The following is a 20,293-nucleotide window of genomic DNA, read 5'->3' on the forward strand; positions in this document are numbered from 1 at the left end:
TTTAGTAGTCTACAATTAGTGGCTCTTCTGAATCCTTCACTAATAGATACTGTATTCTGTATACTGAATTCTGCATTCTTCGCTAGCCCCTCACATTTAACATTTGCCTCCTAACAAGAGCATCGCCAGATTGCACATCAAACCAGTGAATATCTTCAGGGGGCAATGCCAGTGTAATATCCTCGCTGTTCCAATTTTGGTCTGTTGGCAATAAAGCACGTACCTTAATTGCTCCAGTTTGTGAACCCTCAACCCTGACACTGACTAAATAGTGCATACCCAAGTTTTCCACTAAAAACACTCGCCCTTGGATAGTCTGAGTATCACCTGGTTGAGCAATGCGGACATTTTCTGGACGAATTCCCAGAACAATCTCGGGTGGTACAGTTGGGATATCTGGCAGACGCACTTGGAAGTCACCCAGTATCGCATATCGTCCCTGACAAGGTAAAGTTAGTAAATTCATTTGCGGACTACCAACAAATCCAGCCACAAATAGATTAGCTGGATGGTTATAGATGCGATCGGGTGGATCGAGTTGCTGGACATAGCCATCGTTGAGCAATGCAACTTTTGTAGAGAGCGTCATCGCTTCTGTTTGGTCGTGGGTGACGTAGACAACTGGTACTTTTTGGGCTGCAAAAATTTGCTTGATATCGGCTCGAACTCGTTCTCGCAGTAGTGCATCCAGGTTACTTAAAGGTTCATCCAACAAGTACACATCAGCATTACGCACCAAAGCACGGCCGACTGCAACCCGCTGGCGTTGACCGCCAGACATTTGGCCTGGCTTACGGTTCATTAACTCTCCTAATCCCAAAACCTCTCCGACTTCTGCTACTCGTCGTTTAATTTCTACTGATGGTACTTTTTTCAGCTTCAGCCCAGAAGCGAGGTTTTCGTACACCGTCATGTGAGGATAAAGTGCATAGCTTTGGAATACCATTGCAATGTTGCGATCGCTTGCTCGTTTATGAGTAACATCTACATCCCCAATTTTGATTTGTCCGCGAGTAGGTTCTTCAAGACCTGCAATCATGCGTAGGACGGTGGATTTGCCACAGCCGGAAGGGCCAAGTAAAGTAAGAAACTCATCGTTATCTACAGTTAAGCTAACGTCTTTGACCGGGACGACTTTGGGATTATAGGTTTTATTCAAATTTATGAGTTCAAGTTTAGCCATTTTTCTTTTATCCTTTGACAGCCCCAGCGGTAAGACCTTGGACAATCCGGCGCTGGAAAAACAAAACTAGTAAAACTAAGGGCACAGTCCCCACGACAGTTGCAGCGGCGATGGGGCCGTAGGGAATTTCATATACTGATGCACCACCCAATTGAGCAGCCGCTACGGGAATTGTTTTCAATTCTTCACGAGTCATAAACGTGAGGGCGAAGATAAACTCGTTCCAAGCGAAAATAAAAGTGAGAATTCCAGTAGTCACCAAGGCGGGAAGAGTCATGGGTAAAACAATTTGCCACAAAAGTTGAAAGGTGTTGTAACCATCGACTCTCGCGGAATCTTCCAAGTCTTTGGGTAATTGTTGGAAAAAGCTTCTGAGTACTAGAATTGTTAGCGGCAAATTAATTGCGGTGTAGGGTATAATCAGCGCCAAATAATTGTTGCCCAGTCTCAGCGCTTGGATAATTTCTAACAGTCCCAAGAATAAGAGAATTCCCGGAAATAAAGTCACAATTAGAACAGCGGCGAGGATAACTTGTCCACCCCAAGGGCGTAATCGTGCCAGAGCATAGGCAGCAGGTGCGCCGATTGCTAAAGATACAGCTGTGGAAATAATCGATACTAAGGCACTGTTGAAGATGTAGCGCCAAAACGGACGACGAGTGAATAACTCAATGTAGTGATTAAAAGTAAATCGCGTCGGAAAATAAACAGTAGGAACGGCGGCGATATCTTCATTGACTTTAAATGATGTCAGCAATTGCCATAAAGCTGGCGCTAAGCTGAATAGCACGACTAATGCAACTGTGATTAGCAGCAAGATATTTTTTAGAGAAAACTTGGTTCTCCCTGTGCGTTTTGTCGTTGGAACTGCTTGTGGAACTACACTCATCGGTTAAACGGCTCCTGATTTGGCACGGTATTTGGTAAGCAAGAAACTAGCGATCGCCACCGCAGCAATTAGTATTAAAAATGTCACTACTACTAAGGCTGCTCCATAACCAAAATCTAAGTAGCGCATCACCGTAGAGTAAATGTACAGCGACACCACTTCCGTAGCGCCACCAGGTCCACCCCCAGTCATCACAGCAATCAAGTCGAAAATCCCGAAAGCTTGAGCAAACCGAAATAGCACTGCAATTAAGATTTGCGGCAGCAGCAGTGGCAGGGTAATATTGCGGAAGCTTTGCCAAGCACTTGCCCCATCGACAGAGTAGGCTTCGTAGAGGTCTTTTGATATCGACTGCAACCCAGCTAGCAGCAGGATACTGATAAAGGGCGTAGTTTTCCAAACATCGGCAAAAATCACTGCTATCATCGCCAGCGTTGGATCTCCTAACCAGTTAATTCCAGTTTTAATCAACCCTAGTCGTCGCAGAATATCGTTTACAATCCCAAACTGGTCGTTAAAAATCCAAGCCCATGCCAGACCAATCAAAGCGGTAGGCAAAGCCCAAGGTAGAATGGCGGTTGTACGCACTATACCCCGGCCAAAAAACGCCTGATTGAGAACCAGCGCAATCCCCAGTCCTAGCAGTAGTTCTAAAATTACTGATGATGTTGTGAACACCGTCGTCGCCCATAAACTCTGCCAAAAACGACCATCCCCCGCCATCCGCACGTAATTGTCTAAACCAGAGAATACTGGTTGTAGCTCAGTTCCCAGATTCCTAGTAAATACACTTAACCAGAATGCTCGTAAAATCGGGTAAGCAAATACGAATAACAGCAGCAGCAATGCAGGTGTTAGTAATATCCAAGCTGTTCGTTGTTCCCGACTTCGGAGTGTATGTAAATTTGTCATTTGTCATTTGTTATTGGTCATGGGGCATTGGGCATTGGGCATTGGGCATTTGTCATTCTCCGCGTCTCCGTGTCTCTTTGTCTCCCTAACCGCCTTTGTTTCTCCCCACACTCCCTTCCCTGCCTTCATCCTTTCCTCCCCGCTTCTAACAGTCGGCGCGTTTCCGCAGCAGCAGCTTGCATTGCTCGTTCAGGATTCATCCGACCGGATAGCGCAGCGCTGAGATAACGCTGCAAAATATCTGAGGTCTGAGCGTATTGGGCGATTGGCGGACGTAAAACTGCATTGTCTACAACCTCCAATAGCTTCGGATAGTGAGGATATTTGGCAACAATCTCTGGGTCTGTAAACAGTTCTCGGCGACTGGGCACATAACCTGCGGTCAAAATGAATCGACGCTGTGCTTTGCGACTGGTAAAATACTGAATTGCTTTCCAAGCTTCTTCAGGATGTCTAGAAGATTTAGCAATTCCTAAACCCCAGCCTCCTAGACAAGCCCCCCCAGTCTTACCAGGAGCATGAACCATCGGTTTAATTGCAATTTTGCTCCGGATTGGCGAATTTTCTGCTTGGGCTAAAGGCCACGCATAGGGCCAGCTACGTAAAAATGCCACTTGACCACTTTGGAATAAGCGCCGGGTGTCTTCTTCTTGGTAGGTCGTCACTCCAGGAGGAGAAACGCCCTCACTAACAGTATTACGCAGAAACTCAATGGCTCGTAATGTTTCTGGTCGATCTAGCCCAACTTCCAGCGTATTGGGATTCACCCAGAAACCACCAAAGCCATTGAGGACTTCCACAAACATTGCCACGAGTCCTTCATATTGGCGACCTTGCCAAACATAACCCCAATTCACCTTGTCTTGCTTCTTCAAGGTTTGGGAAATTCGCATCAAATCCTCAAAGGTTTCCGGCGGCTTTAGTCCTGCTTGTTTGATTAAATCTTCTCTGTAGTAGAGCATTCCCACATCGGAACGTATGGGAATTCTGTACAGCTTGTCTTGGTAACGTCCCCCTTCGACATCCTTAGGCGAAAACGCTGCCAAATCCTCCTTAGAAATGCGATCGCCTAAAGGTAGCAACCATCCAGCAGCAGCAAACTTGGATGTCCAGATGACATCCATATTTATCAGGTCATAAGCAGATTCACCCAAGATAAAAGATGAGGTATATAGGTCTTCGAGCAAATTTGTGGCATTCGGCCCTTCAACCAAGTTAATGCGAATGCCTGGGTTCTCAGCCTCAAAGTCTCTAATTAAACCCTGTCTCCAAGGTTGCGCATCAGGAGCAGTCATTAACAGATTGAGGGTAACTGGTTGCTGTGAGAGTGCTACCCAACTGAACAATATGATGCCTAACAGAGTTGCTAGAAAAACCCCTATACGCAAAAAACTTTGTTTTTGGATGAATTTTTGCAGCTTGTTTATTGGCTTGCGGTACAACATTATCAATGTAGCGATCGCTCGTCTTAATAATTATTAGAAAATGAAAAGACGTAATATCTTAAAAAAGATTATTTTAAGTTACCTTTTAGCAAAATACTTAAATAATAAATAAAATTTAAAATTAAGCTCGCTTAAAAACAAGCAGCTTTATTGTAAATAAGCGTAAAAGTTTGGGAAAAATTCGGAAAAATACAGCAGTCTCTTCAAGAAAGAAAAAACTGTTTCCTAAGACAGTTAAAAGTTACTACTATAGATAGAAACTAATTTCTTCTTAATGAACTAAACGACTTTCTCAAGATAGAGAAAGCCACAAGAAATGGCTTCCCAAGGCTTAAACGTTTAGTATTTACTATTTTTAACGTGAGTTCGACAGATTCTATAGAAACCTTCTTCAAACCTCTCCCCGAAGCGGGGAGAGGCTTAGAACCTAATTTCTCGTGCCCAACTCAGGATATTGAAGCCCCTCTCCGAGACGGAGAGGGGTTGGGGAGAGGTTCATCGAACTCACGTATTTTTAATATTTAGCTGATGTTTACTATGCTCTGAGTCGGCAGGTTTTGTTTGTGTAGTGGCGGTTTGTAACCGCCTTAACTAAGCTGTTTTTCTACTCTTTAGTGAAGCCAATGAGTTCATCAGTTGGTTCATCCAGCATTTCTGGTACTAAAGCTGGGTTAGATCTACGTTCTTCTGCTGATTGTTCTCGGATCACATCGTCCATTTTCGGAGGGTGTTTAATTTTGTCTAGTACCTCTGGGCTTAATTGTGATGCATCACCTTCGGGATTCATCTTTTCGGCTTGACTAGGAACAGTTTCTTTATTCATGACTATTTCCCCAAACTTCTACGCCAAGCTTAGATTTTCCAGTTGCGAAGCACACACTATCTAGAGACTTAAATACTCTTTATAGGAACTAAAGATGATTTAGCTAGCCAATAGCTTTTACTATAGAAGATGTAAATATTCTGTAACTTTCGTTTCAAAATAGGAAATCAGCAGTGCTACCAAATAAGCCCCCGGCTAGCAATCAAACTCAACGCTGGACATTTTCTCAACTTTTTGGCTTGGCAAAGCGTAATCCGTTAATGATTTCACGCTGGGTTTTATGCTGGGCTGCTGTGGGGACTGTTAGTGGTCTTTTTGCTGGTTTCTACTGGAATGTTTTAGAGCTGATTACTCATGGACTGCGACAATTTCAAGGTCCGACTCTGCTTTTGGTAATGCCAATAAGCGGTTTATTGATTGGGTTAGTGATTCATTTTTTGGGAAATCCCGGTGAAATCGCTGTGATTGTTGATAATATTCACTTTCGTGGCGGAAGGCTTGATACTCGAAAAAATCCCTCAATGATTCTTGCTTCTCTAGTCAGCATCTCAGCAGGTGGTAGTGCGGGGCCAGAAGCACCATTAGTACAAGTAACGGGTTCTTTTGGAACTTGGCTAGCCGATCGCCTAAGACTCCAAGGAGAAGACCTCAGATCTATGAGTTTAGCAGCGATGGCGGCGGGGTTCACTGCCTTGTTTGGCTCACCCCTTGGTGGTGCGATGTTCGCCCTAGAGATTTTGCACCATCAGCATATTGTGGAATATTACGAAGCTTTGATGCCTGCGATTGTGGCTAGTTGCGCAAGTTATTTGGTATTTGCCACAATTACCCATTTAGGAATTGCACCGACTTGGAATTTTCCCCAATACAACTTGGCGAACATTGATGATTTTGCTTTGGCGATCGCTTTCGGTATTTTAGGGGCCGTAGTGGGATGGATTTTTATGGGGATTTTTCGGAGTTGCGATCACTTATTTACCCATATCCCCGGGCCAATCTATGTACGTACCACAGTCGCAGGCTTGGGGCTTGGCAGTTTAGCAGCAGTTTTGCCACTTACCCGTTATTTTGGTCATGAAGAATTAGAATCTCTCGTTAATACTAACTTTCCTGCTATTTTTCTGTTGCTGCTAGCTTTAGGTAAAATGGCTGCGATCAGCATGACAGTTACAGGTGGCTGGCGTGGTGGATTTATTATTCCCCTATTTTTTACGGGTGCTTGTGTAGGTAAAGCAGTAGCAATCTTAATTCCGGGAGTCAATCCTGCCCTGGCGATGATTTGTACAATGGCTGCTATTAATGCAGCAGTGACGCGTACACCGATCAGTACAACTTTGCTACTATCTAAACTAACTAACTTCAGTCCGTTCACACCCATACTCTTTGCTAGTTTGATGGGATTTTTCTTCGCGCCTAAAGTGCCTTTGATTGCATCTCAACTCAAGAATCAAACAGAAACGGTTAATTAGCACAAGTCTAATAATTTAAGACACCGTGCTCTCGAATGGTACTTACTTAAGCAAAAGTTGCTGCCCAGATCCCCGACTTTTTCAAAAAGTCGGGGATCTAAATCTCGCTAAAGTAAGTGACATTCCACCGTACTCTCAGAGTTGTCACTCGATGCGATCGCTTGACCTTTAAAATAGTCCCTACAAATACTTAAATTAAAAAAAATCAAATCGGATTGCTAAATGACTGCTAATCTCTAGCTTTTGACTACGAAATAGCAGTGATCGCAATGTTTACATTTACAAACACAAGTAAAACCACAGAAAAATATAAGTTACCCTAAAGATGATGTTTTAAGAAAATTTTGTATACATTTGTATCTTTCCGCTAATAACTATTAATTTGCGGTCAGCAACCGCTATGAGAATTCTATTAGTTGAAGATGATGAACTCATTGCTGAATCACTTAGCAAAGCCCTAACAAACCAGCACTATGCTGTTGATGTCGCCAAGGATGGCCAAGAAGGTTGGGATTTGGCAGAGTTATTTACTTATGATTTGATTTTGCTAGATGTTTTGCTGCCCAAGCTTAACGGTATTAAGTTCTGTCAGCGATTGCGAGCCAATGGCAATCAAACGCCTGTTCTTTTATTAACAGCCCAAGACACCAGCACAAATAAAGTCATGGGGTTGGATGCTGGTGCTGATGATTATGTTGCCAAGCCTTTTGATTTTCAGGAGTTGTTAGCTCGCGTTCGTGCTTTATTACGTCGAGGCGGTTCTGCTTTACCGCCTTTATTGGACTGGAAAAACCTGCGGCTTGACCCTAGCACTTGCGAAGTCACTTGTGACGGCAAACTCTTGCATTTGACTCCCAAAGAATACGGTCTACTTGAGCTTTTTCTGCGCAACACTCACCGGATATTTAGTTGTAGTGCGTTGATCGATCATCTGTGGTCATTTGAAGAACCTCCTACAGATGACACGGTTAGATCTCACATGAAAGGTTTACGGCAAAAACTTAAAACTGGCGGTGTTGCAGAAGATCCAATTGAAACAGTTTATGGGATTGGATATAAACTCAAGCCAACAGATAGAGAAGGCGTAGGTAAAGGAAAATCAAAGTCTTCAATCAATGGTAATGATGGGCGACAGAAACTCAAAGAGCAACAACCCCAATCTCCAGTGAGCACAATAGAGAAAGTCTCACCACAGGCGGCTACAAGGGACGAAACTTCTACACGCGAGTGGCTCCAATATGACGCCACTGACGACAACGTGGGGAAGCCGCAACTCAATGTTGAAAATCAGGTTGTGACTAGAGTTGGCAAAGTTTGGGAAGAGGTAGCACAGAAACTCGAAGAGCGAGTGGCGACGATTGAGCAAGCCTCTACCATGTTGCTACAAGGTAAACTTTCCAAGGAAATGCAGTCAAAAGCAAAGATGGAGGCTCATAAGCTAGTTGGTTCTCTGGGGATGTTTGGATCTGATGAAGGTTCGCGTCTTGCTAAAGAAATAGAATCGTTGTGGGACAGTGGTATTAAGCTAAAGCCAGATACAAGACAGCAGATATCGCAATTGGTTGTGGCGTTGCATCAAGAACTGCAACTGTTGAACTCTGAGTATAAGCAGGAATTGCTCTGTGACAATCAACTAGTAGATGAACGTCCTTTGCTGTTGATTGTTAACCAGGATAGAGATTTAGCCCAAGCGTTAGCTAAAGAAACAAATAGTTGGGCGATGCGATCGCAAATTGCCAAAGATGCGATCGCGGCTAGAGAAGCGATCGCCAAAAATTCTCCTGATGTAGTCTTGCTCGACCTTTGTGCTAGCAACTCTACGGAAGATACTCTCGCTTTCCTAACAGAACTCAACGCCCGTAAATCCCCCATACCAGTGATCGTTTTAACAGATAAAGACAGTTTACTTGATCGCGTAAAAGTGGCGCGTTTGGGAGGAAGCGGTGTTTTACAAAAGCCTGTCTCCCCAAACCAAATTCTAGAGACTGTGACACAAATATTACAGCGTAATCGCTCCACCCAAGCAAAGGTGATGGTTGTCGATGACGATCCTCACATCTTGGCTGCACTCCAGAATTTACTCATGCCTTGGGGGCTAAAGGTTTACACTCTAGAGAACCCCCTACGGTTTTTAGAAGCAATAGCGATAGCTCAACCAGATCTCATAATTTTAGATGTGGAAATGCCGGAAGTAAGTGGTATAGAATTATGCCAAGTTATTAGAAACGATCCGCAATGGAGTGGCTTGCCGATTTTATTTCTGACTGCGCATAACGATACCAAAACTAGACAGCAGGTATTTATAGCAGGTGCAGACGACTACATCAGCAAGCCGATTGTAGAACCAGAACTGATTACACGCATACTCAATCGCCTAGAGCGATCGCGCTGGCTGCGAAATTTAGCAGAACTGGACGGCTTAACTTTAGTTGCCAATCGTCGCAAGTCTACTGAAGATTTAAATCGCTATCTTCAGTCGAGCGAGCGTCATCAACAGCCCTTCTGCTTCGCTATTGTTGAGCTAGACAACCTCAAAGAAATTAATCACCAGTACGGTCATGCTGTAGGCGATCGCGTGTTATCTCAACTAGGGGAACTCTTACGCCAGACGTTTCACACTCAGGATGTAGTCGGGCGTTGGGGAGGTTCAGAATTTGTAGTAGGAATGGCAGGTATGACCAAAAGCGATGGAGTGCAACGGCTTTCAGAACTGCTCAAAAACTGGCGTCAAATTGAGTTTACCGTTGCTAATGGCCAGAAGTTTCATGCCAGCTTTAGTACCGCTGTGGTTGAGTATCCTCAAGATGGCGCTAATCTGCAAGCACTTTATCAAGCGGCTGATGCAGCCTTGGGGGAGGCAGGGGGGCAGGGAGCAGGTGAGTCCACTTGCCGTCTTGGCGGTTCCCGTCACGATGGCAAAGTGGCGAACCCGAAGGGGAGCAGGGGGAAGAAAGAATAAACTATTTGCTACTTAACCAATGCCCCATGCCCATAGGAGAATATTATGTTGCAATCGTTACATACCTTTTTAACCTCAAGCCCCTTTATCCCACACGGGCATTGTTATCTGTGGAATCCGGGGCTGGTATGGTTACATGTATTATCTGATTTCCTCATTGTCCTGGCATATTATTTTATTCCTTTGACGTTGCTTTATTTCGTCTACAAGGGCAACACCTTTCCCTTTAAAACTATTTTTCTGTTATTTAGCGCTTTTATCATCGCTTGCGGCACAACTCATCTCATGTCAATTTGGACGCTCTGGTATCCAAATTATTGGGTATCTGGTGCTGTGAAAGCGGTGACAGCAATGACTTCGGTTTATGCAGCGCTTGTACTAGTGAAATTGTTGCCCAGAGCACTAGAAAGACTCAGTACAGTCCAGTTAGAAGTAACTAACCAAAAACTGCAACAGCAAATTATTGAACGCCAAAAAATAGAAGCCGCACTACGCGATAGCGAAAGACGATTTCGGGCTATCTTTGACCAGACTTTCCAATTTATCGGGCTACTGCAACCAAATGGCACACTTGTGGAAGTCAACCGCACCGCCCTCAACTTTGGTGGGCTGACTCATGCTGATGTTATCAATCGCCCCTTTTGGGAGACGCGCTGGTGGACAATATCCCCGCAAATCCAAAACCGCTTAAAAACCGCGATCGCTCAAGCAGCATGTGGTCAATTCGTCCGTTATGAAGTCGATCTCAGGGGTGCAGAAGATACACAAGCAATGGTTGATTTTTCCCTCAAGCCTGTGTTTGATGAAGCTGGGAAAGTAGTCATACTCATCGCTGAAGGTCGTGATATTAGCGCTGTCTACTACGAGCTGCGCTTACGCAAACAAGCACAAGCCGCGTTACGCAGGGCACACGATGAGTTAGAAATTCGAGTTCAAGAACGAACTACAGAGTTATTAGCAGTTAATGAAGCATTGCAGGCGGAAATTAATGAACGCCAGCGCATAGAATCAGAGTTACGAAATACGACAACACTGCAACGCGCAATTTTAAATAGTGCTAACTACACAATTATTTCCACCACAGCAGAAGGCATCATTCAAACTTTTAATGCAGCAGCAGAACGATGGCTGGGGTATACTGCCCATGAGGTAGTTGGGAAAACAACTCCAGCAATCATCCATGACTCGGATGAAATTGTGCGAGTGGCGCAAGAACTATCTCAAGAACTGGGCGTAACTATTGAGCCGGGATTTGAGGTATTTGTGGCTAAGGCGCGACGCGGACAAGTACACGAGCGCGAATGGACTTATATCCGTAAAGATGGTTCGCGCTTTCCGGTATTGCTATCAGTCACAGCTTTACGTGACGCTAAAAACAATATTACAGGCTTTCTAGGGATTGGCAACGATATCAGCGATCGCAAACTTACACGGGAAGCACTAAGCCAGAGTGAAGCCACCCTGCGCAGTTTCTTTGACAGCGCACCAATGCTGATGGGAGTTGTAGAGGTGCTAGACGATGACGTGCTACATATTTCTGATAATGCAGCCGCCGCGAAATTTTATGGACAGACACCAGCCGCCATGCAAAATCGGCTAGCTAGTGAAATGGGTGCGCCACAAAACTATATCAACCAGTGGATTGAATATTACCGTGCAGCCGAACGCAACCATGCTCCAGTTCGCTTTGAGTACGCGCACGAAACGCCTACAGATAAAAAATGGCTGTCAGCGACAGTTTCGGCAATTAATAGCGATCGCACTGATCGTCCCCGATTTTCCTACATAGTTGAAGATATTAGCGATCGCAAGCACTATGAAGAAGAGCTAAAACAGCAAGCATTTCTCCTCGACTTAACTCACGACACTATCATAGTCCGCGACGCCAATGCCAGGATTACCTTTTGGAATCGTGGTGCAGAGGAGATGTACGGTTGGTCGAAAGCAGAAGCAATCGGCCAAATTTCTCATGAATTCCTGCAAACCCAATTTCCCCAGCCGTTAGCAGAAATCGAAGCTCAACTTTTGGAAACAGGGCGTTGGGAAGGCGAACTCGTACACAGTAAACGTGATGGTACTCCTGTTGTCGTGGCCAGCCGTTGGGCATTGCAGCGCGACGAGCAAGGTAATGTTGAGAGAACTCTGGAGATTAATAACGACATTACCGAGCGTCAACAAGCCGAAGAAGAATTTCGCCATCTCAGTTTGGCCTTAGAAAGTGCAGTTGAAGGTATTTCCCAATTAGATACTCAGGGACGTTATATCAAAGTCAATCCAGCTTATGCCAACGCCGTTGGTTATCAACCAGAGGAATTGATTGGCATGGAATGGGTATTAACCGTCCACCCAGAAGATCTAGAAACATTGAATGCAGCCTATCAATTGATGCTGACTAACGGCAAGGTGGATGTAGAAGCTAGAGGCGTGCGCAAAGATCAATCGGTTTTTGACAAACAAGTGGTGATGGTCAAAGCCTACGATCGCCAGCAGCAATTCATCGGGCATTATTGCTTTATGAAAGATATTAGCGAGCGCCGCGAAATCGAACGCCTCAAAGATGAATTTGTTTCGGTAGTTAGTCACGAATTACGCACACCCCTCACTTCTATTGCAGGTGCCTTGGATTTATTGGCAGGTGGCGTTCTCTTAGCCGAACCAGAAGAAGCGCAACGGATGTTAAACATTGCGGCTAGTAATACAGACCGTTTGGTGCGCCTGATTAATGACATCTTGGATATTGAGCGCATCGAGTCCGGTAAGGTACAGATGACTCCGGAAATCTGCGATGCTAGCGAGTTAATGACTGAGTCAGTAGAAATTGTTGAGGAAATGGCAGAGCAAGCAGGGGTGACAATATCCGTTTCTCCCCTATCAGCGCCAATCTGGGCCGACCCTGACCGAATTATTCAAGTTTTCACCAATTTACTCAGCAATGCAATTAAATTTTCTCCACCAGATTCAACAATTTCGTTGAGTGCTGAAATTCTCGCAGCAAAACAAATCCGCTTCCAAGTCAAAGACCAAGGTCGAGGTATCCCCACTGAGAAACTGGAATCTGTATTTGAGCGCTTTGGACAAGTTGATGCTTCCGACTCCCGCCAAAAGGGAGGAACAGGTTTAGGTTTAGCGATTTGTCGCAGTATTTTGCAACATCATAACGGGCAAATCTGGGTGGAAAGTACTTTGGGAGAAGGCAGCACTTTCTTCTTTACTTTGCCACTGCTTTCCGAAGATGAAACCAGACAAAGGAACGCAGAGAATCAAGAAAATCTCTCCCCATCCGTGCTGATTCCAATCACCGCATCCTTAGCCTCGCCTCTAGTACTAGAGTGCGATGACGATCCTTCTGTTCGAGTGGTAGTGCAAACTATGTTAGAACGACAAGGTTATCGCGTCATGGCAGCTGCATCGGGACAAGAAGCTGTAGAGCAGGCAAAGTTGTACCATCCGGATGCAATTATTCTCAACTTAATGATGCCGGGTATGGATGGTTGGGAAACCCTGGCAATTCTCAAACAGCAGCCACACACCCAAAATATCCCTGTAATTATTCTTAGCGGTTTGTTACCTGATGCTAATAAAGGTCTTGCGCAAAGTGTTAGCGATTGGATTGTCAAACCACCCAATCCCAAATTGTTGTGTCAAGCTTTAGAAAAAGCTACTGCTACGCAAAATCCATGTATCAAAGTTTTAATTATCGAAGATGACTTAGATTTAGCACAGGTACTTATTGCCTTATTCAATCGTCACGGCATTACTACCTTTTACGCCCAAACAGGAAGGGAAGCTATCCAGATTAGCCAGAACATTCTGCCTGACTTGTTGGTACTGGATTTAGGCTTGCCAGAAAATGATGGTTTTGCAGTTGTCGATTGGCTCCGCCAACATCAACGTTTGTGCCAAGTACCATTAGTTGTATATACAGCGCGCGATTTAGATGAGAGCGATCGCGATCGCTTAAAGTTAGGACAAACCCTATTCTTCACCAAAGGACGCATTACTCCCCAAGAATTTGAACAGCGAGTAATTAACTTGCTCAACCGGATGATTGGCAATAATAGTGAAGTCAGTTAAGAGTGAACAAAGCAGTCCTGATGAAAATTTTTTCATCGCCATGTATGAAAGGGAGATACGGAGAAATGACAACTGACTATTATACAGACGCAAAATTTCGTATCTGTACCAATGACAAATGACTACAAAACGCATTCTCATCATTGATGATGAATATGATATCCGGGCAGTAGCTGAACTCGCCTTGAAAGCGGTAGGTGCTTGGCAAGTTTCAACGGCTGCTTCTGGTAGCGAGGGAGTGGCTAAGGCAGTTGCCGAACAGCCAGATGCGATCCTTTTGGATGTTATGATGCCTGATATGGACGGAATCGCTACCTTTCAAGCGTTACAAGCAAATCCCGCCACTAAGTCAATTCCCGTTATTTTGCTGACGGCGAAAGCACAAGCTACCGAAAAACGGCGATTTGCTGAACTAGCAGTCCGAGCAGTAATTACTAAGCCTTTCAAAGCCATGAAATTGCCTGCTCAAATTGCAGCGGCTCTCAACTGGTAGACTTAAAAATTTTTTCTAAATTCTTTTCATCTCCACAATTTCTGCATTTTTGAGTTTTAAAGTTAAAAGCAACTAGAAAACCACTAACTTGATAACACCTTAACTCAGGGTGGAGTACAAATTCACCTCTACCCTACTTCCTCTCATTTGAAGATGTAAAAAGTTAAGCTCCCTCTTTTTATTAAAGCGAGTTGATTAGGTGACTAGGTTTTATTTGCTGTAACTCATAGGTGCAATATGGAAGATTTAGAGCTATTTCACTTTCACCTTGAAAGAGCAATCTACATTTTAAACTTTCAAGATAAAAAATTAGCAGAATGTTGGGTAACCCAGCTTCACAGTAGCATGGGTTTTCAATATACAGAATCTTTTTTAACAGCAGCAGTTCTTGAATTGTCTATAACTAATACTGAGACATTTCACTGGGTTTTAGATAACTTGCATGGCTGGAAACCCTACGCTCAATTACTAGCAGCAGTTACTAGATTTGTTCTCAAAAAACTTATTGAAAAAGGATTTATTCCTAGCCAAGACTTTAGTTTTGACGCTCAAGGTAAAATTTTAATGCATGAAAATACCAAAACAGTAATCACGTCAGATACTTCCGATTCAGATAGACTCTTAATTGAAAAAGTCTTACTAACTCCCAAACAAGTTCATTCACTAACAAAATGATGTTTACCAGTAAATTCGCTTCAATTCAATTTCCCAAAGTTCTACTACAACCAGTCCGTCAACGCCTTGAATCCTTCAAAATAGAAAATTACCGATTAGCGCGATTACTCTGCAAGATTATTCCGGCCAGTTGTCCTTTTGAACGAGAAATTAAACTCTGCGATTGCACTATTGTTCACATTCCGCCTCTATGTAAGCTCAATCCTTTCTACGAACAGTTAGTTGAGCTACGTTTCAAAGCTTTAAGTTATTTAGCAGATGAGCGTGGTGAAGATGTAACGATGTTTTGCTAACAGGTTTGCTTCCCGAATTAACATTTCTTTGATTCCCCAGTACCGAGCCTCAAATCCCTCTTTTTACGAATCTTTAGCCACTAAACCTACTATTGCTGTAAGCTTTTCCAAAAATCTTGCTTTTCTGCCATATATTTAGCAATTTGTGCTCGATTTAAAGGTATAACTGTTGTTCCTGGACGAATAGGCTGTAATAGAGAATTCAGGCTGCAAGATGAATTGCTAGCCTTTCTATACACACAATTAAAACTTATACCAGGTATCCGAAAGTAATCGCCAATTCGTAATTGTTTAAAAGTCATAGAATTCTCAGATGATTATAGAAAATAACGGTTATAGAAGTAGAAACTGATGGAAATAATCTACACCGTTATCTTATATTTGCTTCGTGATGTCTATAGTTAATTCCATCTGAATCCTCTATCAAACATTTAATTGGCGTGCACGTAGTAGCTATAATGCTTACTGTGTAATGATTATTTTTACTTCTGAGTTGTGAATTTTGAATTGCTTATATTTGGCAGGCTTTTTAGTTAGATGCACTTAACTCTCAGCCAAAAGCCCCTCAGCTACAGTCATTTACCATTCTCTAGTAAGGTGTTTTTTAGCCTTAAGAGTTAGCTCTCCCGGCAACAAAAAGCAAGATGTGATAGAATTGTACCAAAATATAGCAATTATTCAAGAGTAAATTGGAATAATTTTGCATTTTGTCAACTAGACGGGCTAAAATCTGCGATTTTTGGAGTTTTTTAGGTTATGACAACCTCACAGGAGAGGATTATCCCGACAGATCTGCGGAACGAAATGTCCCGGTCTTATCTGGAATACGCCATGAGTGTGATTGTGGGTCGGGCGCTGCCAGATGCCAGGGATGGTCTGAAACCTGTGCATCGTCGCATCCTCTACGCAATGCACGAGCTGGGTTTAACTCACGATCGCCCGTTTCGTAAATGCGCCCGTGTGGTTGGGGAAGTGTTGGGTAAATATCACCCCCACGGTGACACGGCGGTATATGATGCGTTGGTGCGGATGGCACAGGATTTTTCCATGCGATCGCCTTTAATCAACGGGCATGGTAATTTCGGTTCCGTAGATAACGATCCGCCAGCAGCAATGCGATACACAGAATGTCGCTTGCAAGCCTTAACTGGCACAGCCTTACTTCACGACATCGAATCGGAAACCGTAGATTTTATCGATAACTTCGATGGTTCCCAACAAGAACCAACAGTTTTGCCAGCACGGATTCCGCAGTTGCTGCTGAATGGTTCCTCAGGGATTGCTGTGGGGATGGCAACTAATATCCCACCGCACAATTTGGGTGAATTGATTGATGGATTAGTGGCATTGATTCACAATCCAGAAATCACCAATCTCCAGTTAATGCAGTATATCCACGGCCCAGACTTTCCCACTGGGGCCCAGGTGTTGGGGACGGCGGCGATTAAAGAAGCTTACACCACCGGGCGCGGTTCGATTACCATGCGCGGCGTGGCTAACATCGAAACGATTGAACAAAGAGGCCGTCCGGAAAGAGAAGCAATTATTATCACAGAATTGCCTTATCAAACCAATAAAGCAGCATTAATTGAAAAAATTGCCGAGTTGGTAAATGACAAACGGATCGAGGGAATTGCAGATATTCGGGATGAAAGCGATCGCGATGGAATGCGAATCGTTATCGAACTCAAGCGCGATGCCTATCCGAGAGTAGTACTCAACAACCTCTACAAGCAAACCCCACTGCAAGCAAACTTTGGGGCCAACATGCTGGCGTTGGTGAATGGGGAACCCCAAACTCTCGCCATTAAGCAGTTCTTAGAAGTCTTTCTAGATTTCCGGATTGAATCGATTAATCGACGCACACGCTACGAACTGCGGAAAGCTGAAGAACGCGACCATATCCTGCAAGGATTGTTAATTGCCCTAGCGCATTTAGATGCAATTATTAACTTGATTCGTCATGCTTCTGATGCACCCACAGCCAAAGGTGAACTCATTACAACCTATGGGCTTTCGGAAGTCCAAGCAGATGCAATTTTACAGATGCAACTACGGCGGTTAACAGCCTTAGAAGCAGATAAAATTCGTCAAGAACACGAAGATTTACAAGCCCAAATTGCCGATCTGCAAGATATTTTGGCACGACGGGAAAGAGTGCTGACAATCATTGAAGACGAAGTTTCGCAAATCAAAACTAGCTTCGCCACACCCCGACGCACAGTAATTACCCATGCGGAAGGAGAATTAGACGATCTTGACCTGATAGCAAATGAAAAAGCGATCATTTTGCTAACAGAGCAAGGTTACATCAAACGGATGCCAGTCAACACCTTTGAAGCCCAAAGCCGTGCTACTAGAGGCAAAGCCGGGGCCAAGGTCAAAGATGATGACACCATTGAACATTTCCTCACTTGCTGCGATCACGACAGTATTTTATTCTTTAGCGATCGCGGAGTTGTCTACTGCCTGAAAGCTTATCAAATTCCTGTGGGTTCTCGTACTAGTCGCGGTACGCCAATTGTGCAAATGTTGCCGATTCCCAAGGAAGAAAAAATTACTTCCATTGTCCCAGTTGACGAATTTAGCAGCGAAGAATTCTTGGTGATGCTAACCAAAGGTGGCAATATCAAGAAAACGGTATTGGAAGCATTTAGTAATATCCGGGCCAACGGCTTAATTGCGATTTCCTTAGAAGAAGGCGACCAACTACGCTGGGTACGACGCGCTAAGGTAGAAGACAGTGTAATTGTGGGTTCTCGTCATGGGATGGCAATTCACTTTCGCTGTAACCATGAACAACTGCGTCCTCTAGGTAGGGCGACTCGTGGTGTAAAATCCATGAAACTGAAAGCTGGGGATGAATTGGTGGGTATGGATATCCTCCCAGCAGAAATTCTTGATACCTTGAGTACAGTTACAGAAACAGAAGGCGACATCGAAGAAATCATCGAAATCGAAGAAATCGAAATTGAAGAATCCACAGAAGTCCCAGCTAACGCTAGTACTGGACCTTGGGTTTTGGTAATTACGATGGGTGGATATGGAAAGCGCGTACCAGTTGCCCAATTCCGCTTGCAAAATCGAGCCGGTCAAGGCTTAATGGCAACCAAATTCAAAAACCGCAAAACCAAAGACAAATTAGCCACCTTGCAGATTGTCAACAGCGATGATGAAATCATGATGGTCACAAATCGCGGTATTATTATTCGCCAGGCAGTAAATGCGATTTCCATACAATCGCGATCGGCAACAGGCGTGAGAGTACAGCGTCTAGACGAAGATGATGCCATCACCGGAGTAGCAATAGTTCCTCCTGATACTGGCGATACTGGTGAATTAGAAGAGGCAGAATGAAGTATAGACCTTTGGCATAAGTCGATTTTTTAGATATCGAACCACAGATGAACACAGATGAACACAGATAAAGATCGGTGTTCATCTGTGGTTTTTTATTCTTATTCGGATTTTTGCAAGAAATATTATGAAGTATCAAGCAAAAAAACTATTTTTATCCTTTAACCTTTACGCTTTATCCTTGATCGCTGGGGTATTGATGGGGCTGACTGTAGCCCCTGTGGGTGCTTGGTTCCTAGCTTGGATTGCCCTTGCCCCCCTTTGGGTTTTAGTTGTTCAACAAAGTAGGCAATTAGAAGGAAAAAGGCGAAAGTTCTTCCTTTTACCTTTATTGTGGGGTATTGGTTATCACGGGTTAGCTTTATTTTGGATTACAGGCATCCATCCGATGAATTGGTTGGGTGTTCCTTGGCTGGCGAGTTTGGCAATTACCGTTTTCTGTTGGACATTCGTAACTCTTTGGGGGGCAGCAATAGTCGCTGTTTGGGCGGCTTTAATGCTTCGTTTAGCTAGCTCAAAACCACTTTTGCGAGTGCTGATTGGCACAGCTATCTGGTGCGCGCTAGAAGGACTTTGGAGTGCTGGTGCTTTATGGTGGAGTTCTCTTTCTTATACACAAAGTCCGCATAATCTAGTAATTTTACACCTGGGTCAACTGACTGGACCGAGTGCTATTACAGCCGCAATTGTTGCCGTGAATGGCTTAATTGCAGAGGCGTGGCTTCACCGCCAGCAAGCGAAGAGTTACTCTCATAAATATTTAGCGATCGCTGTTGGATTATTCATTACCTTACACCTCATCGGTTTTAGCTTATACAGTATTCCCCTCAGCAAATCCCCAGAAAAAGCTTTAAAAGTAGGAATTGTTCAAGGTAATATTCCTAACATCATTAAACTGCGACCAGAAGGTTTGCGTCGGGCGATCGCAGGTTACACCGATGGCTATTTAACTTTAGCAGATCAAGGTGTAGATGCAGTCCTTACCCCAGAAGGAGCCTTACCTTTTTTCCAGCGTAACTTGAGCGAAACTCCGATTGTTTCAGCAATCCGGGAAAAAGGCGTGGTTGCTTGGATTGGTGCTTTTGGAGAACGAGGACGCAGCTATACAAATAGCTTGTTTACTTATACTGGTAACGGAGAAGTTTTTAGCCGCTACGACAAAACCAAGCTAGTACCCTTGGGCGAATATATCCCCTTTGAGGCGATTTTAGGTCAAATTATTCAGCGCTTGTCACCACTGGATGAACACCAAGTTCCGGGTTCACCCAATCAGCTATTTGATACTCCTTTTGGTCGAGCGATCGCTGGTATTTGTTACGACTCAGCTTTTTCGGCACAATTTCGCCGTCAAGCGGCTGCGGGTGGGCAATTTATCCTCAGTTCCTCTAATGATGCTCATTATACTGCCGCAATGCCATTTCAGCACCATGCACAGGATATGATGCGAGCAATTGAAACCGATAGATGGTCAGTGCGGGCGACTAATACAGGGTACTCAGCGTTTATCGATCCTCACGGTAGAACTTTGTGGATATCTGGATATAATAGCTACCAAACCCATGCTGAAACTATTTATCAACGGCAAACCCAAACTTTATATGTGCGGTGGGGTGATTGGTTGACACCCTTGTTGTTAGGTTTAGGTGTATTGGGGTGGTTTTGGCAGAAAAAATTAAATCCTTTGGTATAGTTTTAGATGCTTTAGTTAAAGATATATTCTG

Annotated in this window: 14 protein-coding genes; 8 read left to right on the forward strand and 6 right to left on the reverse strand. The window is 44.0% G+C overall.

Annotation, left to right across the window (positions count from 1 at the left end):
- Positions 1-82: 82 nt before the first annotated feature.
- The 5 genes from BV375_RS32560 to BV375_RS32580 all read right to left on the reverse strand — a co-directional run bounded on the left by BV375_RS32560 (position 83) and on the right by BV375_RS32580 (position 5,252).
- A complete protein-coding gene (locus BV375_RS32560; RefSeq protein ID WP_086768256.1) occupies positions 83-1,183 on the reverse strand; it encodes an ABC transporter ATP-binding protein in 1,101 nt (366 codons plus the stop codon).
- A 7-nt stretch (positions 1,184-1,190) separates the two neighbouring features.
- On the reverse strand, positions 1,191-2,072 hold the full coding sequence (locus tag BV375_RS32565; protein ID WP_086768258.1) for a carbohydrate ABC transporter permease: 882 nt from the start codon (positions 2,070-2,072) through the stop codon (positions 1,191-1,193).
- A gap of 3 nt (positions 2,073-2,075) precedes the next feature.
- Entirely contained in the window at positions 2,076-2,984 is a 909-nt protein-coding gene (locus BV375_RS32570) for a sugar ABC transporter permease (protein ID WP_086768260.1), read from the reverse strand.
- Between the two features lie 125 nt (positions 2,985-3,109).
- Positions 3,110-4,429: an ABC transporter substrate-binding protein gene (locus BV375_RS32575; protein WP_086768263.1), complete on the reverse strand. Its 1,320-nt coding sequence runs from the start codon at positions 4,427-4,429 to the stop codon at positions 3,110-3,112.
- Between the two features lie 604 nt (positions 4,430-5,033).
- Positions 5,034-5,252 carry a hypothetical protein gene (locus tag BV375_RS32580; RefSeq protein WP_086768266.1) on the reverse strand — a complete coding sequence of 73 codons (219 nt, stop codon included), beginning with the start codon at positions 5,250-5,252 and terminating at the stop codon, positions 5,034-5,036.
- 173 nt (positions 5,253-5,425) lie between these two features.
- Between BV375_RS32580 and BV375_RS32585 the strand changes: the two genes are divergently transcribed.
- The 6 genes from BV375_RS32585 to BV375_RS32610 all read left to right on the forward strand — a co-directional run bounded on the left by BV375_RS32585 (position 5,426) and on the right by BV375_RS32610 (position 15,215).
- Positions 5,426-6,721 carry a chloride channel protein gene (locus BV375_RS32585; protein WP_208099225.1) on the forward strand — a complete coding sequence of 432 codons (1,296 nt, stop codon included), beginning with the start codon at positions 5,426-5,428 and terminating at the stop codon, positions 6,719-6,721.
- Positions 6,722-7,121: 400 nt separating this feature from the next.
- Positions 7,122-9,680 (forward strand): response regulator, encoded by a 2,559-nt coding sequence (locus tag BV375_RS32590; RefSeq protein ID WP_086768269.1) that lies wholly within the window; start codon positions 7,122-7,124, stop codon positions 9,678-9,680.
- 45 nt (positions 9,681-9,725) lie between these two features.
- On the forward strand, positions 9,726-13,754 hold the full coding sequence (locus BV375_RS32595) for a PAS domain S-box protein (protein ID WP_086768271.1): 4,029 nt from the start codon (positions 9,726-9,728) through the stop codon (positions 13,752-13,754).
- A gap of 118 nt (positions 13,755-13,872) precedes the next feature.
- A complete protein-coding gene (locus BV375_RS32600; protein ID WP_086768273.1) occupies positions 13,873-14,247 on the forward strand; it encodes a response regulator in 375 nt (124 codons plus the stop codon).
- A 237-nt stretch (positions 14,248-14,484) separates the two neighbouring features.
- Positions 14,485-14,922: a hypothetical protein gene (locus tag BV375_RS32605; protein WP_086768275.1), complete on the forward strand. Its 438-nt coding sequence runs from the start codon at positions 14,485-14,487 to the stop codon at positions 14,920-14,922.
- On the forward strand, positions 14,919-15,215 hold the full coding sequence (locus BV375_RS32610) for a Mo-dependent nitrogenase C-terminal domain-containing protein (protein ID WP_208099226.1): 297 nt from the start codon (positions 14,919-14,921) through the stop codon (positions 15,213-15,215). The genes BV375_RS32605 and BV375_RS32610 overlap by 4 nt, the downstream gene beginning before the upstream one ends.
- A gap of 89 nt (positions 15,216-15,304) precedes the next feature.
- Here BV375_RS32610 and BV375_RS32615 read toward each other — a convergent pair whose 3' ends face one another.
- Positions 15,305-15,517: a hypothetical protein gene (locus BV375_RS32615; RefSeq protein ID WP_086768279.1), complete on the reverse strand. Its 213-nt coding sequence runs from the start codon at positions 15,515-15,517 to the stop codon at positions 15,305-15,307.
- A gap of 454 nt (positions 15,518-15,971) precedes the next feature.
- On the opposite strand from BV375_RS32615, the gene gyrA reads away from it, so the two are divergent.
- Together gyrA and lnt are read left to right on the forward strand one after the other, a co-directional pair.
- Positions 15,972-18,572: a DNA gyrase subunit A gene (gyrA, locus tag BV375_RS32620; RefSeq protein WP_086768281.1), complete on the forward strand. Its 2,601-nt coding sequence runs from the start codon at positions 15,972-15,974 to the stop codon at positions 18,570-18,572.
- 127 nt (positions 18,573-18,699) lie between these two features.
- Positions 18,700-20,262: an apolipoprotein N-acyltransferase gene (gene lnt / locus BV375_RS32625; RefSeq protein ID WP_086768283.1), complete on the forward strand. Its 1,563-nt coding sequence runs from the start codon at positions 18,700-18,702 to the stop codon at positions 20,260-20,262.
- Positions 20,263-20,293 lie beyond the last annotated feature (31 nt).

The organism is Nostoc sp. 106C (assembly GCF_002154725.1).
Classification (GTDB): Bacteria; Cyanobacteriota; Cyanobacteriia; order Cyanobacteriales; family Nostocaceae; genus Aulosira.